At 60.8% G+C, this 15646-nt stretch carries 14 protein-coding genes; 10 read left to right on the forward strand and 4 right to left on the reverse strand.

Annotated elements, in window-relative coordinates; all coding sequences use genetic code 11:
• Positions 1-2 precede the first annotated feature (2 nt).
• From modB to N018_RS13135, 3 genes are all read right to left on the reverse strand, one after another.
• Positions 3-683: a molybdate ABC transporter permease subunit gene (gene modB / locus N018_RS13125; protein WP_024645860.1), complete on the reverse strand. Its 681-nt coding sequence runs from the start codon at positions 681-683 to the stop codon at positions 3-5.
• Positions 684-1451, reverse strand: coding sequence for a molybdate ABC transporter substrate-binding protein (modA, locus tag N018_RS13130; RefSeq protein WP_025389902.1), 768 nt, complete (start codon positions 1449-1451; stop codon positions 684-686).
• Between the two features lie 101 nt (positions 1452-1552).
• Positions 1553-2632 carry an NAD(P)H-dependent flavin oxidoreductase gene (locus tag N018_RS13135; protein ID WP_025389903.1) on the reverse strand — a complete coding sequence of 360 codons (1080 nt, stop codon included), beginning with the start codon at positions 2630-2632 and terminating at the stop codon, positions 1553-1555.
• Positions 2633-2745: 113 nt separating this feature from the next.
• Here N018_RS13135 and acuR point away from each other — a divergent pair, with 113 nt between their 5' ends.
• Both acuR and acuI read left to right on the forward strand, forming a co-directional pair.
• Entirely contained in the window at positions 2746-3381 is a 636-nt protein-coding gene (acuR, locus tag N018_RS13140) for an acrylate utilization transcriptional regulator AcuR (RefSeq protein WP_038401261.1), read from the forward strand.
• A gap of 61 nt (positions 3382-3442) precedes the next feature.
• Complete coding sequence (acuI, locus tag N018_RS13145; RefSeq protein WP_025389905.1) at positions 3443-4426, forward strand: acrylyl-CoA reductase (NADPH); 984 nt, start codon at positions 3443-3445, stop codon at positions 4424-4426.
• An 11-nt stretch (positions 4427-4437) separates the two neighbouring features.
• Here the strand turns inward: acuI and N018_RS13150 are convergent, their stop codons facing one another.
• Entirely contained in the window at positions 4438-4881 is a 444-nt protein-coding gene (locus N018_RS13150; RefSeq protein ID WP_025389906.1) for an antitoxin Xre-like helix-turn-helix domain-containing protein, read from the reverse strand.
• A gap of 204 nt (positions 4882-5085) precedes the next feature.
• On the opposite strand from N018_RS13150, the gene N018_RS13155 reads away from it, so the two are divergent.
• From N018_RS13155 to N018_RS13195, 8 genes are all read left to right on the forward strand, one after another.
• Positions 5086-6051 (forward strand): site-specific integrase, encoded by a 966-nt coding sequence (locus N018_RS13155; protein WP_024645866.1) that lies wholly within the window; start codon positions 5086-5088, stop codon positions 6049-6051.
• A 348-nt stretch (positions 6052-6399) separates the two neighbouring features.
• The gene (locus N018_RS13160) at positions 6400-6792 is read left to right on the forward strand and encodes a cupin domain-containing protein (protein ID WP_025389907.1); all 393 of its coding nucleotides are present in this window, start codon (positions 6400-6402) and stop codon (positions 6790-6792) included.
• Positions 6785-8284: a methionine--tRNA ligase gene (locus N018_RS13165; protein WP_025389908.1), complete on the forward strand. Its 1500-nt coding sequence runs from the start codon at positions 6785-6787 to the stop codon at positions 8282-8284. The genes N018_RS13160 and N018_RS13165 overlap by 8 nt, the downstream gene beginning before the upstream one ends.
• 14 nt (positions 8285-8298) lie before the next feature.
• Positions 8299-9417, forward strand: a complete 1119-nt coding sequence (locus N018_RS13170; protein ID WP_025389909.1) for an NAD(P)/FAD-dependent oxidoreductase — start codon at positions 8299-8301, stop codon at positions 9415-9417.
• Positions 9418-9428: 11 nt separating this feature from the next.
• Positions 9429-10403 (forward strand): ABC transporter substrate-binding protein, encoded by a 975-nt coding sequence (locus N018_RS13175; RefSeq protein WP_025389910.1) that lies wholly within the window; start codon positions 9429-9431, stop codon positions 10401-10403.
• A 40-nt stretch (positions 10404-10443) separates the two neighbouring features.
• Positions 10444-11766: a lysine N(6)-hydroxylase/L-ornithine N(5)-oxygenase family protein gene (locus tag N018_RS13180; RefSeq protein WP_025389911.1), complete on the forward strand. Its 1323-nt coding sequence runs from the start codon at positions 10444-10446 to the stop codon at positions 11764-11766.
• A 5-nt stretch (positions 11767-11771) separates the two neighbouring features.
• Positions 11772-13886 (forward strand): 2,3-diaminopropionate biosynthesis protein SbnB, encoded by a 2115-nt coding sequence (gene sbnB, locus N018_RS26515; protein WP_195757177.1) that lies wholly within the window; start codon positions 11772-11774, stop codon positions 13884-13886.
• Positions 13886-15634 (forward strand): FAD/NAD(P)-binding protein, encoded by a 1749-nt coding sequence (locus N018_RS13195; RefSeq protein WP_025389913.1) that lies wholly within the window; start codon positions 13886-13888, stop codon positions 15632-15634. The genes sbnB and N018_RS13195 overlap by 1 nt, the downstream gene beginning before the upstream one ends.
• Positions 15635-15646 lie beyond the last annotated feature (12 nt).

The raw sequence follows: 15646 nt of genomic DNA on the forward strand, positions 1-15646 counted from the left end.
AGTCAACTCCATCCCGCTTTGGATTTGCCGCTGGAATAGAGCGCCAACAGAACCACAAATGAAAACAGCAGCATCGCACCGGCCAGCCAGTGCGCCTGCAGGTACTCCATGGACTCGACGTGATCGAAGATCTGCACCGAAACCACGCGGGTTTTCTCGGGAATGTTGCCGCCGATCATCAGCACCACGCCGAACTCGCCGACGGTATGAGCAAAGCCCAGAATCGCGCCGGTGATAAAGCCGGGTTTCGCCAGCGGCAGAATCACGCTGAAAAACGTGTCCCAAGGCCCGGCTCGCAAGGTGGCCGCCACTTCCAGAGGGCGGGTTCCAATCGCCGCGAACGCGTTTTGCAGCGGTTGCACCACGAAGGGCATCGAGTACAGCACCGAACCGATCACCAGGCCGGTGAAGCTGAAGGTCAGCGTTCCCAGGCCAAGACTCTGGGTCAGTTGGCCAATCGGGCCATTGGGGCCGAGCAGCAACAGCAGGTAGAAGCCGATCACGGTGGGCGGCAGCACCAGGGGCAGGGCGACGATTGCACCGACCGGCCCCTTGAGCCACGAGTCGGTGCGCGCCAGCCACAAGGCGATGGGCGTGCCGATGATCAGCAGGATGACAGTGGTCAGTGACGCCAGTTTCAGCGTCAGCCAGATCGCCGCGATGTCGGCACTCCCCAGCGGCATTTACAGCTGGTATCCGAAGGACTTGATGATCGCCGCAGCTTTCGGGCCTTTCAGATACTCGACCAGCGCCTTGGCGGCAGCGTTGTCCTTACCCTTGGTGAGAATCACAGCATCTTGCTTGATCGGGTCATGCAGCGAGTCCGGCACGATCCAGGCCGATCCGCTGGTCAGCTTGCCGTCCTTGTAGACCTGCGACAGCGCGACAAAACCCAGCTCGGCATTGCCGGTGGAAACAAACTGATAAGCCTGGGTAATGCTCTGACCTTCGACAATCTTCGCTTTGGTGGCCTCGGTCAGCCCCAGTTTGCCCAGCACCTGAGTGGCCGCCAGGCCGTAAGGCGCGGTCTTGGGATTGGCGATGGACAGATGCTGATACTGATTGGCCTTGAGCACGTCACCCTTGTTGTCGACGTAGCCCTCTTTGGCTGACCACAACGCCAGTGTTCCAACGGCGTAGGTGAAGCGCGAGCCCTTCACGGTATCGCCTTCCTGCTCAAGCTTGGCGGGCGTTGTGTCGTCGGCTGAGAGGAACACTTCGAATGGCGCTCCGTTCTTGATCTGTGTGTAGATCTGGCCAGTGGCACCGAACGCGGCGACCAGCGTGTGGCCTGTGTCTTTCTCGAAGTCTTTGGCAATGGCCTGAATCGGTGCGGTGAAGTTAGCGGCTACGGCAACCTGTACTTCATCGGCGAAAGCGGAGCTGGTTACGAAGGCGGTGAGGGCAAGTGCCGAGAACTTCAGTGTGGCGCGCAGCGTGGTTGATTGCATGAAACAGCTCCGTGATGAATGAGAACGCACGCCATGTGAAGGAGGCGAATCGCTATATATTTAAATATATAGCGATTGTGCCTTGTTCCGAAAGCGATCTTTCAGCCGCCACTGAGGATTTTCAGCGCGTTTTCAGCCATTTGGCGTGTTAACTCAGTGGCGCCCCGTCGATGTTTGATCCCGACCGACTGGCCAGCCCAGAGGTTTGTGAAGTCGCCGCTGCCCTGTTTTTCCGCGATTGCACGCAATGGCATCAAGGCCCCGCCGGCTAGAGGGAAGGTCGGCGCGAGGGGGCTGACCGGGCCGATTTCACGCATGATGCGGTTGACGATGCCGCGTGCCGGGCGCCCCGTGAAGATATTGGTCAGCGCGGTCTGGCTGTCCGTCGCGTGTTGCAGTGCCTGCCTGTGAAGGGCACTGACGTTTGCTTCCGGGCAGAACAGGTAAGCTGTGCCGGGCTGCACGGCCGACGCTCCCAGAATAAACGCCGCCGCGACACCGCGCCCGTCGGCGATACCGCCTGCTGCAATAACCGGAATATGTATGGTATCGGCGATCTGCGGCACCAGCGCGAAAGTGCCGACCTGGGTGTGCAGTTGATCACTGAGAAACAGGCCGCGATGGCCGCCTGCTTCGTAGCCCATGGCAATCACCGCATCGCATCCATGCTGCTCCAGCCAGACGGCCTCCTCGACAGTGGTGGCCGACGAGATTATTTTCGCGCCGGTCGCTCTGACCCGATCCAGCAGGGCTTGCTCAGGCAGGCCAAAGTGAAAACTCACCACTTCAGGCCGGAAGTTCTCGACCAGTGCGCAACTGTCGCTGTCGAAGGGCGCACGGTTGGAAACCGGTGTGGGTGCGTCGAAGTCAGCGCCCAGTTCGTCGTAATAAGGTTTGAGTGCCTGCTTCCAGCGTTCAGCGCGGACAGCGTCGTGAGCCGGCGGTTGATGGCAGAAGAAATTCAGGTTCAGCGGGGCGTTGTGACTGTGCTGCCGAAAGGTCGCCACTTCCTCATGGATCTGGTCCGGCGTCAGCATGGCGCACGGCAACGCCGCCAGTCCACCGGCCCTGGCGACGGCAATCGCCATGGCTGAGCCGGTTGCACCCGCCATGGGGGCCTGGAGAATGGGCAGTTCTATGTTGAACAACTCTAGAATGCGGGTATCCGGCCAGCGGCTCATGCCTGTCTCCGTGTTTATTGCGATGTGCAAAAAGCCATTGAGCGTGAGGCAGGACGATTTGGCAACCGCAAGGGTCGATTGACATTAAAGACGATCAGTCTAATATTGCCCGCATGACTGAATTACCCCTCAAAGCCAGACGACCCGGCCGGCCACCCAAAGTGGACCGTGACAACCTTGAGACCCGTGAGGCGCTTTTGCGTCGCGGTCTGGAAGTGCTCACCGAGCAGGGCTTTTCGGCGACCGGGCTGGATTACATCCTCAAGGAAGTCGGCATACCCAAGGGGTCGTTCTATCACTACTTCGCCAGCAAAGAAGCGTTCGGCAGGGCGGTGCTGGATGAATATGCCCGCTATTTCGCGCAACGCCTCGAACGCTTGCTGCTGGACGAGTCGCTGTCGCCACTGGAGCGGCTGGTCGGTTTTGTACAGAGCGCGAAAGGCGGCATGGCGCGCCATGATTACCGACGCGGTTGCATGGTCGGCAATCTGGGGCAGGAAATCTGCCTGTTGCCGGACGGATTCCGTGAGCGTCTGGAGCAGATCCTGCTCGATTGGCAAGCGAAGCTTGCCTGTTGCCTTCGCGCTGCTCAGGAAAGTGGCGAGCTGTCCCGAGATGCTGATTGCGACGAGCTGGCAGCTTTTTTCTGGATTGGCTGGGAAGGGGCAGTGTTACGCGCCCGGCTGGTGAAAAGCGATGTTCCGTTGAACACATTCATCGCCGGTTACCTTCGCGGTCTACCTCAATGATCGTTCAGCACACAATTTCTCGGGGCTTATTAAAGACGATCGGTCTAAATTGGAGGCGCACATGTTCAAAGGCATTTTGATCGACAAGGACGAAGCAGGGTATCGAGTCAACCTGACCGATATCGACGAGGCCCAACTGCCGCACGGCGATGTGACCGTGCGTGTGTCGCACAGCACGCTCAATTACAAGGATGCACTGGCGATCACCGGTCAGAGCCCGATTGTGCGCAGTTTTCCAATGGTGCCGGGTATTGACCTGGCAGGCACAGTGGAAGCCAGTGAAACCGACGTGTTCAAGGTTGGCGACACAGTTCTTCTGAATGGCTGGGGTGTCGGCGAACGTCACTGGGGCGGTCTGGCGCAGAAGGCCCGTTTGCAAAGCGCATGGCTGATCCCGCTGCCGGAAACCTTTACTCCCGCGCAGGCCATGGCCATTGGCACTGCGGGTTATACGGCCATGCTCAGCGTGATCGCGCTGGAAAAGCATGGCCTGACGCCGGAGCATGGCGAGGTGTTGGTGACCGGTGCCAATGGCGGCGTGGGCAGTTTTGCCATCGCCATTCTCGCCAGGCTGGGCTATCGAGTGATCGCTTCCACCGGGCGTGTTTCGGAGAGCGAGTACCTGCAAACGCTCGGCGCATCGCAGGTTATTGATCGTGAAACCCTGTCGCAGCCAGGGCGACCGTTGGCCAAGGAGCAATGGGCGGCGGCGATTGACTCGGTGGGCAGTCACACGCTGGCCAATGTCTGCGCCGGGATTCGTTATCGCGGTGTGGTGGCGGCCTGTGGTCTGGCGCAAGGCATGGAGTTTCCGGGTTCGGTCGCGCCCTTCATCCTGCGCGGCGTTACCCTCGCTGGCATCGACAGCGTCAATCGGCCACGCGCCGATCGACTGGAAGCCTGGTCCAGACTGGCGGCCGACCTGGACCCGGCGCTGCTGCCGCTGATCAGCCGTGAAGTGGGTTTGAGTGAGGTGATCGACATCGCTCCACAACTGATTGCTGGTCAGGTGCGTGGGCGAGTGGTGGTGGATAACGCGCGGTGAGTCGGTCCCGCTCAGGCACTTTCAAGCGTGGCCAAAGCTCGATGCGCCTGAGCCGTGCCGATCCCGGTTTCACAGGCTTGCAGTGGAGTGCGTCCGCCGAGCGCTACATTCAAGGTGATCATCCAGTGTCCGGCACGCTCGGGCGTCTCAAACACGCGCAGGGCATGACTGGCGACCATCGCCACGCGGTCCAGACGCTCTGATGCAATTGCATCCAGTGACTGCTGCTGACGCTGGCGACGTTCCAGCGTCGAAGTCGAAAGGTTGAACAGACTTTCCATTTGCCTGGGCCCCATCGTGAAGGCGTCACGCATCGCGCGGACCCAGCCAGGTGCAAAACCGGCCTGAATGTTCGCCAGTCGTTGCGCTTCGCTGCATTGACTGAGCTGGAGGGCCAGCAACCAGAAACCGGCCGACGCCCGGCGACGTTCAGGGAGTGGGGTGGCAAGAGACACAATGAAGAGACCTGTTCGACCTGGGGTTTGAATATCGGCGAAAAGCCTACCCCAGGCGAGGTTTTGTTCAAGCGTCAGGATGTTACCGAGGATTGCTCTCAGGGCCGTGCTAAAGTCAGGTGCTTGAATACAGCTGTCTTGAACATGAATCAGAAGTGCGGGAGCCGCTCGCCTGCGCTTGCACCAGAAAAGGCGTAGTTGCACATGCCGGAAGACCCTCACACCGCCCCGTCCGCCCCCGTCGTCAGCCCGTTTTCACTGCCGGATGTCAACAAGCCGCTGCGGCTCTATCTTGACCGTCTTGCTCCCTCAAGCCGCTTGACCATGACCTACGTGCTACAGGATGCCGCCGACCGACTGGGTATGGCCGATGTCGATATCCATGACATCCCCTGGCACACTTTGCAGCCGGGCCACGTCACTGCGCTGGTCGCGACGCTGCGTGAAGACGACTACGCACCCAACACCACCTCGTTGTACGTAAACGCCATTCGCGGTGTGATGAACGAGGCTTGGCGGCACGACCTGATCACTCATGACCAGCTGTTGAAAATCCGTTCGATCAAGCCGGTCAGCGGCACGCGGCTGGCCAAAGGGCGCAATATTCGCCGCACCCTGATACGTGAACTGATGCAAGCCTGCGCGGCGGACCCGCGGCCTCAAGGGCGGCGAGATGCTGCAATCATCGCCATTTTGTATGGATCAGGCATGCGCAAGTCCGAGTCGGTGAACCTCGACCTGTCACAGATCGATTTTGCCGAGCGCAGCCTGCGGGTGCTGGGCAAAGGCAATAAACAGTTGATCAAATACGCCCCGGAATGGGCGTTCAAGGCGTTGAATGACTGGCTGGAATTGCGCCGCTCGTGCCTGCAACCGGGGCAGGGCGATGACCCGTTTCTGTTCAACCGCATTCGGCGGGGCAGCCACATCACCCGCGAGCGAATCACCAAACACGCTATCTATTTCATCGCCAAGCAGCGTGGCCGTGAGGTCGGGGTCAACATCATGCCTCACGACTTTCGTCGCTCGTTCATCACCCGGGTGATCGAAGAATACGATTTGTCGATTGCCCAGAAGCTGGCTCATCACACGCATATCTCGACCACCGCCAGCTACGACATGCGCAGCGAAAATGAACGTCGCAACGTTGTGGACGGGTTTGATCTGTAAGCAGCCTGACAGCCGAGCAAAAAAAAGCCACCTCACGCAACGTGAGGTGGCTTAAAGATCTAACCAAAGGAGTGATGAAGCAGAGCAGAGATTCAACGGCCTTGCGACGCGGATTCGCAGGGCCGGGAGAAGTGTTCGTTTCATCGCCGCCAACGGTAACATCACCACCCTCGATTCAATTATTAGCGTTATTGATACCAGCCATTAGCAAAAAAGATAGCAAGCCTGGTGTTATCGACAGCCATCCGCAAATTCGATTTCTCGCCCCTGACGTACCCGCCAATCAGATAGCCAGCATCCAGTAACAATTTCATGCTTTGCCGCACTTGGAAACGTACGGAAAAGAGCATGGAAAAGTTCGATATACACCGTAAAACCGCCTTTGATGCGCTGGTGCCAGAATACGGGCTCGATGGCAGCCGCCTGCTGCCGTGGGACGGCTACCCAATGCCATTTGCGGGCGGCTGGTGCGTGGTTCGCCCTGGCACACGCAGCGAAACGCACACGCAGGTCGACCAGGAAATCTTCATTGCCATCAAGGGCAGCGCCCGGCTTGTGGTGGGTGACAGGCAGATGGATTTCAACGTAGGCGATATCGCCGCGATTCCGAAGCACACCCACCATTACGTCATTAACGATTCTGCCGATGACTTCCACTTTTACGTGGTGTGGTGGGACATGAACTACGTCAACGCCTTTGTCGCGCAGCACAGCGAGACCACGGGGTGCCTCGATGACTAAGTTCATTGTCACGATCACGCCGCCGACCCCGAACGGCGATCTGCATATCGGCCATATCGCCGGGCCGTTTCTGGCGGCTGACGTATTTACCCGCGTTCAGCGTCAGCGTGGCCACGACTGTGTGCTGGTGTCCTACTCGGATGACTACCAGTCTTACATGCTGCGCAAGGGGCGGGAGCTGGACGTCGACCCGGTGACGCTGGCCAATCGCAACTCGGACCGCATCGAGGCTTCGCTCGCGGCGATCAATATCCAGCCTGATCACTGGATGCGCCCCTACAACAATCCATGGTTCGCCGAGGCGGTCGCTGAAGTCTTCAATACGCTGCGCGACGCAGGTTTGATCGAATTTCGCGACGCCAGCGAACCTTACTGCCCTGGCTGCGAGGTCTGGGGTTACGAGGCGTTCGCCCGGGGGCAGTGCAATTACTGCGGTGCCGAGTCTGACGCCAGTCAATGCGAAAACTGCGCCCAGGCCCCGGATGCCGAGCTGATGACCGGGCTGCACTGCAAGCTCTGCAAACAGCCGTCGCACTGGAAAACCGCTCATCGCGCCTTTCTCAAGCTGGCGGCCTTCAAACCCCAGCTGAGCGAACGGCTATTGGGGCGTCAGTGGCGCAAGCCTCTCGATGGCTGGCTACGTGACACGCTGGAGCACTTGCATGACTGGGGCGTGACGCGTCCGGGTGACGGAGGTCTCGACCTGCACGCCGACGGCTCATGCCGCGTACACACCTGGTTCATGGGGCTGGCCGGTTACATGGCAGCGTTTCGTGAATACGCTGACAAGGTTGGACGTCCGGAGCTGTTTCGCCAGTATTGGCAGTCGGGGCAGGGCACGCTGGTGCATTTTCTCGGCTTCGACTGTGTGTTCAGTCACGCCGTGGTCTACCCGGCGCAACTGTCGGCGCTGCGTGACATCAAGGTCCAGCAGCGTTTCATCCCCAATCAGTTTCTCAAACTTGATGGCCTGAACCTGTCCACCAGCCGTAATCACGCGATCTGGGTCGGCGACCTGGCACGCGAAGCCTGTGCCGACAGTGCGCGCTTGTACCTGGCCAGTATCGCGCCCGAAGAAACTGAAGGCGATTTCCGCCTGCAACACTTTAAACAATGGCGAAAAGACCTGTTCGAGGAGTTTTTCCCTGCCTTGCTGGAGGCCGGGAAAAACCACGATCACAGTTGGTGGAGCGGGATCTGCGGGGCGGATGCCGGGCTGCTTGAGGCGCTGCGCTTGCAGTGGAGCAGGGCTGCCGAACCTGCGCAGTTCTCCATGAAAGGCCTGGCTCAGGTGCTGCTGGATGTGATTGCCATCACCCGCACGCGGCTCGCCGAAGACCGTCCGGTCAGTCATTTGGCCGCGTTCATTGCCCTAGCGGGCAAGGCGCTGATCCCGGACATGTCAGCGCGCATCGTTACCGCGTTCGGGCTGCCCGAAAACCGGGTCAACGCCGCGCTCATGAACGGCTCGGCCGCTGAATACTCCATCTGAAGGGATCCACCACCATGTTCCTCGATTATGAGATTGCGGTGATTGGCGCCGGGATAACCGGTGCCAGCATCGCGGCGAAACTGTGCAGCGCGGGTGTGTCTGTGGCGCTTGTAGACAAGGGCTGTGCCGCAAGCCTGGGGGCCAGCAGCTATTCCGGCGGGCTGGTGCGGCTATACGACACTGATCCGCTGTTGATGGAGCTGGCCGCCTTGTCCATCGACCGGATGCGAGAGGGCGTCTTTGCCACCACCTACGCCAGCGCATTGCGGCGCACCGGGGTCATTTACCGTGCCGCTGCCGATCAGCTGGAGACGCTGTGCAACGCTATTGAGCAGCATGCCAGCCCGCGTTATCCGATGCGTCTGTTAGCCAGTCACGAACTCAACGGCGGTTGCTACCCGCGGTGCGCAGACGAAGCAAGAGTCAACCTGTTCGAACCGAACGCTTGTGTCGGTAATGTGCGGCTGGCCGTCTCGGCGCTGTGCCAAGTGGTGCGCCAGCAAGGTTTGTTGCTGGAACACCGCGACATCAAGGCAGTCGAGCGCCGCGCAAGCGGCCGGGTGGACATCGAACTGGGTGACGCGAAGCTGCGTTGCAGGGCCGTGGTGGTCGCGGCGGGAGCCTGGACCCGGCATCTGCTGCCGCAGGCTGAGCTGGACGTACGTTCGATCCCGCTGGCACGGGTGATGACTGACAGCGATTGGTCGATGCCGATCATTGATGCCGTCACCCAGAGCTATGCCATACCGCTGACCCGCAACATCGTGCAGGCCGGCTGCGGGCTGCGCGACAGCGCCCTTTGGCCGGAGGATCTGGCGCAGCCCGATGCGCGGCATGCCGAAGATGCCTGCAAGCGCATCAACCAGCTGTGCGGTTCAGCAACAAATGCCCGTGTGCTGGACGTGCTGCCGGGTTTCGACAGCTATAGCGTCGATGGCCGTCCGTTGTTGGGCTTCTGCGATGAGCAGAGCCCGGTGTATCTGGCTGCGGGCATGTCGGGGTTGGGTTTCAAGTTTGCGCCCGGCATCGCACAGATTGCCTGCGACCAGCTGCTTGGCCGGTTGCGTGGCAGTCAGGGGGCCTGTTCCGGTTGGTCAGCGCTGTCGCCGCAGCGTAAGAGCGTGCAGCCGTGACGCTGCCGTTCATGCCCGTAACAACCAGGCTACGCGTCGGCGTCAGCGCGCTGTTCGACCCTGACGCTACGCCGCATGCGCGGACCTTCATGCGCGCGCTGGCGGTGGCGCGTAATTTCATACCGAACCTGGCACAGGTGCAATGGCACTTTCTCGACGATGGTGCCGACGCTGTGCGTGGCGCTGACGTGGCGCAGCGCATGATCGACTGGCAGGCCGATCTGGTGATCGGTCACTTTTCATCCGACGCGGCAGTCAGTGCTGCGCCGCGCTATGAGCAGGCCGGTATTGCGCTGCTGACTCCGGCGGCAACCATCGACAGGTTGACCCAGGAACATCGCAATGTCTTTCGTTTCTGCCCCTCGGACCGGCAACTGGCAGCTGACCTGGTGCGCTGGCTGGTGGCTCGACAGTGGGCGTCTGTGCAGGTTGATGCTGATGGCAGCGCACACGGTCAGGCACTGGCTGTAGCGATTGGCGAGGCACTTGGCGCCGCAGGCTTAAGGCGAGTCAGCGACCGGGACAGCGCTGATGTGGAGGTATTTGCCGGACGCCTCAAAGCCAGTCGCGAGCACTGGCAGGCACGCCGGCAGGCCGGCAGCGTTCGGCCACTGGTGCTGACCGACGACGCTGCGTCGCCGCATCTGGGCTGTGCCCCAGCACATGACCGCAACACCTTCGTCATCGGTTTCGGCACGCCTGACAGTCACCGCTGCCCGGCAAGTGCATGGCACCGGGCGCTGTTTGCCGCCGAACCGCACACCTACTTCCGCGAAAGCCTGCTGATGCTCCACGTACTGGCCGTTCTGGCCGGTAGCACCGAGCGCGGACAGGCACTGCTGAACGCGCTGCATCACAACACCCTCAGCGCACCGCTTTTCAGCACGCCGATGGGCACGGTCAGTTTCGATCAGGGCGAATGCCGAACGGCGTCGACCTGCCTCTGGAAGCTCGGGCCTGCCGGGCTGGGCGCCGCTACCGACTGACCACTCAACGTTTCAAAACACTTCTAAGGACCGGAACCACATGGGCAACTCGACACCACATTCTTTTCATTCGGACGCCATCTGTATCGGGTTCGGCCCCGCCGGGATCGCGCTGGCCTGTGCGTTCGAGGACGCACGGGAAGCGAATGACCCGCTGGCCAGACTCTCCCTGCGTTATCTGGAAGCCGCTCCCGACAGCCAATGGCACCGCGAGCTGCTGCTGGCTGGAACAGACATCAATCACCATGTCTTTCGTGATCTGGTGACGCCACGCAATCCGCGCAGCCGTTTCTCCTTCGCCATGTACCTCAAGGATAAAGGGCGGATGTTCGATTTCGGCTTGCTTGGCCGTCCGGCCAGTCGTCATGAATGGTCGGATTACCTGGCCTGGGTGTCCAGGCAGGTAGACAGCCAGACGCGATTCAACGCACCGGTCTCGGACATTGATCCGGTGATCCGCAACGGCCGCTTGTATGAAGTACGGGTTCGTACGCCGGACGCCAGCTTCACTACCCGCAATCTGGTGCTGTCCAGCGGTAGCGCGCCGCATATCCCTGAGCCGTTTCGGGCCTTGCTTGGCCCGCGGCTGTTTCATACCTCGCAGTTTCTGACCCGCCTGCAAGCGTTGGGCGAGCAACTGCCACAGCGCTGGCTGGTACTCGGTTCGGGGCAAAGCGCCAGCGAGTCGGTGCTGGAGCTGGTCAGCCGTCGCTCCGACATTGAAGTGCATTCGGTGCATCGCTCTGCCGGATTCAAACTGACGCAACTGGGCCAGTTCCCCAACCGAGTGTTCGCCCCGGATCATGTCGATTACTTCCACTGCCTGGACGCTGCGGCACGCCAACGCTTCCTGGACTGGAGCCGTTCGACCAACTACGCCGGTATCGACCCGGATGAAAGCCAGAAGCTGTTTTCGCTGATCTACGAGGACGCCATCGCCGGTCGTAAGCGCTTGCAAACCTATGCCTACAGCGTGATTAGCGGCATCGAGCAAACCGCCGACGGCTACCGGATCGTGCTCACCGACACCTTCAGTCAACGTACTCAGGTACTCGAAGTCGATGCGCTGGTACTCGGCACTGGCTACCAGCAATACCTTTTGCCGCCGCTGCTGAGTGGGTTGCAGCCGTGGCTGAAAACCGGGATGGACGGCGGCTTGCTGATCGATCGTGATTACTGCGTCGCAACCGAGGGCGAGTGCGACGTGAATATCTGGGTCAATGGCCTCTCCGAGCGCAGCCACGGGATCAGTGACAGTCAGTCGTTCTCGCTGATGGCGCTGCGTGCCGAACGTATTGCCAATGCCCTTGGCCAGGCCGTCGAACCGGCAGCCGATGCACCCTTGCTGGCACAGTGGACATGACTCTTATGCACACAGCTTCCGAATACCAAAGCCTCTGCGAAATCGTTCACGATCAGGCCTTTTTGAAAGTCACCGGCCTGGGGCACGACTTTTTCCTGAAAATGGAGTCGCTCAACCCGGCGGGCTCCATCAAGCTCAAGACGGCTGTCGGCTTGATCAATGACGTGCAGGCGCGCGGTCTGCTGGGGCCCGAGACGATTCTGATCGAGTCGTCGTCAGGCAATCTCGGCGTGGCGCTGGCGATGATCTGCGCCGAGCGTGGCATTCCGTTTACCTGCGTGGTCGATCCCAACAGTTCCAGCCACAACATCCGCATGATGCGCAGTTATGGGGCCGAGGTCATTCAGGTGGAAACCCCGGATGCCAATGGCGGTTTTCTGGGCACGCGTATTCAGCTGATTCGCCACAAGGTGGCCAGTGATGCGCGTTACGTCTGGCTTAATCAGTATGAAAACGCTGCCAATCCGCGAGCCCATGCGCGGACCACGGCGAGTTCGATCAGTCGGCATTTCGGTCATGTGGATTACCTGTTTGTGGGGGCAGGCACTACCGGCACGCTGATGGGCTGCATTCAGCATTTTCAGCGCCATCATCCGACCACCAGGATCATTGCCGTGGACAGCGTCGGTTCGGTGACCTTTGGCACACCGGCAAGTCGCCGTTTCATACCAGGGCTGGGCACCAGCCAGCGTCCGCCGATCTTTGACTCAGACGGCATTCATGCGCTGGAAATGGTCCCGGAAGCACACACCGTTGCCATGTGCCGAATTCTGGCGCGCAGCAAAGGCATGCTGGTCGGCGGCTCGACCGCGACAGTGATTGCAGCCGTGCATGCCTGGCGCGAGCGTATCGAGCCGGGGGCGGTGGTGGTGGCGTTATCGCCGGATTGGGGAGAGCGCTATCTCGATACGCTGTATGACGATCACTGGGTCGAGCAGCGTTTCGGTCGCGACGTGCTGAGCATGACCCTGGCAGACCTCTCAGTGCCACCCGCAGCCCCTTGTGGCAGCGAGCTTGCTCGCGAAAGCGGTGGTTCAGGTGCGACGCCTTCGCGAGCAGGCTCGTTGCCACAGGATTTCTCGTCATGGACCGTTTGGCTGTCTGCCGAGCGGTTGAAGCGTGCGCCGTTCCATGTGGTCGACGGGGAAGTCGTTGCACGCCTGCTGGCCGCTGATCCTCTGGCCTGTATCGACGACGTGCAGACGGCTTATCTGGACCACGAAGCCGGTCGCACGATCAACCCTGACAGCTATTTCCTGCGCTTTCCCGAAGCACCGGCCAATCGCATTATTGCGCTGCCGGCCAGCCTGACGGGGGATCAGCCAGTCAGTGGCATCAAGTGGATCTCCAGTTTTCCGGGCAATGTCGAGAGTGGTCTGCAACGTGCGTCTGCGGTGCTGATTCTCAATGATCCTCTCACCGGCTATGCCTTCGCTTGCCTGGAAGCCTCGCGAATCAGCGCCATGCGCACCGCAGCGTCTGCCGTACTGGGTGCGCGCTGGATGAATCGGCAACAGCGTCATGTCGGGCGCATGGCCTTCGTGGGGGCCGGGTTCATTGCCCGGACCATCCTCGATATGTTCGTCAGCGACGGCTGGAGCATGGACGCGGTCAGCGTCTTCGATCAGCACGAAGATTCGATGCTGGCTCTGATCAAACATGCTGCCGGTTGCCATCAACTGCGCTGCGAAGCGGCTGATTTACACGACTGCCTGCAAGCCGACGTGGTGGTGTTCGCCACCACTGCGCCCAGCCCTTATGTACTGGAGCCGATCTTCCGGCCGGGGCAATTGCTGCTGAATATTTCCCTGCGTGATCTCGGGCCTGAGGTCGTTGCTCAGGCCAACAACATCCTGGATGACGTCGAGCACTGCCTCAAGGCGCAGACTTCCCCTGATCTGGCCGTTCAGCAGTACCGCGACCGCTCGTTCATCACCGGCACGCTGGCGCAACTGATGACCGGGCAGGTAGAACTGGCGCCGGATCGGCCCTCGATTTTCTCGCCGTTTGGCCTCGGCGTACTGGACCTTGCAGTGGGGCAGCGGCTGTATAAGCAAGCGCTGGCCGAGGGCAGTGCACTGCCTGTGCCGCGATTCTTCCATGAATCGAGTCGCTGGTGATGGCCATGCACACGCATACCGTTGCGATTATCGGCATGGGTTCACGAGGGCTGAGCATTCTGGAGCAACTGATCGGCATGAGCCGTCACGCCGATCAGCAGCCCCTGCATATCGAAGTGTTCGATCCGCAGCCGCCGGGCAGTGGATTGCATCATGCGCAGCAGCCGGATTACCTGATGCTGAATACCATGGCGGGCCAACTGTCAGCGTTTTCCTCGGCATTTCCTGCCTGTGAGCCAGCAGGCTGGACCTTTTTGCAGTGGTGCAGCGCGCGTGACGTTCGTCTTGATGAGCGCGGCCACGTCAGCGTCGACGGGCAGGGCAGGCCCGTCGGGTTCGGGGATTTCGTGCCACGTCGCTTACTGGGGTGCTACTTGCAGGACAGCTACCGCTTTCTGCTGCAACAGTGCCCGGCACACGTGCGGGTGCGCCATTACGCCGAGCAGGTGACCGCCTGCCGCTTGCTGCCCGACGGGAACGGTTTCAGGCTACGCAGCCAGCAGCGCCAGATGTCCGTTGACGCCGTATTCCTGACCAGCGGGCACGCCGCAGAAACCGTAAAGCAACAGGTGATCGGCGAAACGGTTGCCATTGAAGGTCTCGGGCTGACCGCCATGGATACGCTTGCCAGCCTTACCCAGGGGCGTGGTGGGCGATACGTAGGCGATGGTGGTTTTGCAGGCTGGCGATACCTGCCGTCTGGACGCGAGCCCAGGGTGTTTCTGTATTCGCGTTCGGGGCTGCCGTTTCACGCCCGCCCGCAAGGCCCTCCCTCCAGCGAGGCGGCGCTGCCAAGGCTGTTCTTCACTGCAGAGGCCATCAACGGGCTACGTCAGCAAAGGCCTGCCGGACAATTGGACTTCCGGTGCGACGTGCTGCCGCTTATCAAGGATGAAATGCGCGCGGTGTTCTATCAGGCCAAGGCGCGTCTTGCTGCGCCCCGGCATGTGCAGTCAGTCCAGCAACTGCTGCGTGAAACGGCGTCGAGGCCCGCGCTGTTTGCCCGGCTGGCCGAGCAGTGGGGTGATTTCGACCCGGACGAGTGGCTGGTAACCGAGCGCTGGTCTGGGTCAGCAGAGGCTTATGCCGCCTGGTTCGTCGATTGGATCAAGCGCGATCTGGCGTTGAGTCGGCTGGGCACGGCACAGAGTCCGATCCGGCTGGCCCTGGAAGTCTGGCGCGATTACCGCGATGTGCTGCGTCTGGTCGCCGAACGCAACGGGCTGACCGAGGCATCGACCCTGGACTTTTATGGCACGTGGGCCGGGCTGTCGAACCGTCTGGTCGGCGGGCCACAAAAGGAGCGCCATGAAGACCTGCTCGCGCTGATCACGGCGGGCGTGGTGACGGTATTGCCGCCGGTGGACGCTGCACCGCAGTCAAGGATGCCTGCCGACAGCGTTATTGCGGCGCGGGTTGCTCATAGCGGGCTGTCGCGTAATGCACAGGGCGTGATTGGCGATTTGCTGAAGCAAGGGTTGATCCGCGCCGCACATGCCTGGCCCGCTGACGGTATCGAAACTGATCAAGCTGGCCGTGCGCTTGATCGTCACGGTTCGCCGCAGCCAAGGCTCTGGATACTGGGCCCGGCCATCGAAGGCTGCACGTTTTACAACCATTACGTGCCTACGCCAGACCCCACCTGCCACGCGCTGATTGAGGCGCGGCGGGCAGTCGAGTCGTGCCTGGAAATGCTCGCAGCTCACGTATCAGAAGACTTCACACACTCATTTAAAGAAGTGCTTTAACTCACTCATAAA

Source organism: Pseudomonas syringae CC1557, assembly GCF_000452705.1.
In the GTDB taxonomy this organism is placed as follows: domain Bacteria; phylum Pseudomonadota; class Gammaproteobacteria; order Pseudomonadales; family Pseudomonadaceae; genus Aquipseudomonas; species Aquipseudomonas syringae_F.

What these genes read in the sequence shown, in the direction of transcription:
- modB (WP_024645860.1), bottom strand. Translation starts at nt 683, where the DNA reads ATGCCGCTGGGGAGTGCCGACATCGCGGCGATCTGGCTGACGCTGAAA.
- modA (WP_025389902.1), bottom strand. Translation starts at nt 1,451, where the DNA reads ATGCAATCAACCACGCTGCGCGCCACACTGAAGTTCTCGGCACTTGCC.
- N018_RS13135 (WP_025389903.1), bottom strand. Translation starts at nt 2,632, where the DNA reads ATGAGCCGCTGGCCGGATACCCGCATTCTAGAGTTGTTCAACATAGAA.
- acuR (WP_038401261.1), top strand. Translation starts at nt 2,746, where the DNA reads ATGACTGAATTACCCCTCAAAGCCAGACGACCCGGCCGGCCACCCAAA.
- acuI (WP_025389905.1), top strand. Translation starts at nt 3,443, where the DNA reads ATGTTCAAAGGCATTTTGATCGACAAGGACGAAGCAGGGTATCGAGTC.
- N018_RS13155 (WP_024645866.1), top strand. Translation starts at nt 5,086, where the DNA reads ATGCCGGAAGACCCTCACACCGCCCCGTCCGCCCCCGTCGTCAGCCCG.
- N018_RS13160 (WP_025389907.1), top strand. Translation starts at nt 6,400, where the DNA reads ATGGAAAAGTTCGATATACACCGTAAAACCGCCTTTGATGCGCTGGTG.
- N018_RS13165 (WP_025389908.1), top strand. Translation starts at nt 6,785, where the DNA reads ATGACTAAGTTCATTGTCACGATCACGCCGCCGACCCCGAACGGCGAT.
- N018_RS13170 (WP_025389909.1), top strand. Translation starts at nt 8,299, where the DNA reads ATGTTCCTCGATTATGAGATTGCGGTGATTGGCGCCGGGATAACCGGT.
- N018_RS13175 (WP_025389910.1), top strand. Translation starts at nt 9,429, where the DNA reads ATGCCCGTAACAACCAGGCTACGCGTCGGCGTCAGCGCGCTGTTCGAC.
- N018_RS13180 (WP_025389911.1), top strand. Translation starts at nt 10,444, where the DNA reads ATGGGCAACTCGACACCACATTCTTTTCATTCGGACGCCATCTGTATC.
- sbnB (WP_195757177.1), top strand. Translation starts at nt 11,772, where the DNA reads ATGCACACAGCTTCCGAATACCAAAGCCTCTGCGAAATCGTTCACGAT.
- N018_RS13195 (WP_025389913.1), top strand. Translation starts at nt 13,886, where the DNA reads ATGGCCATGCACACGCATACCGTTGCGATTATCGGCATGGGTTCACGA.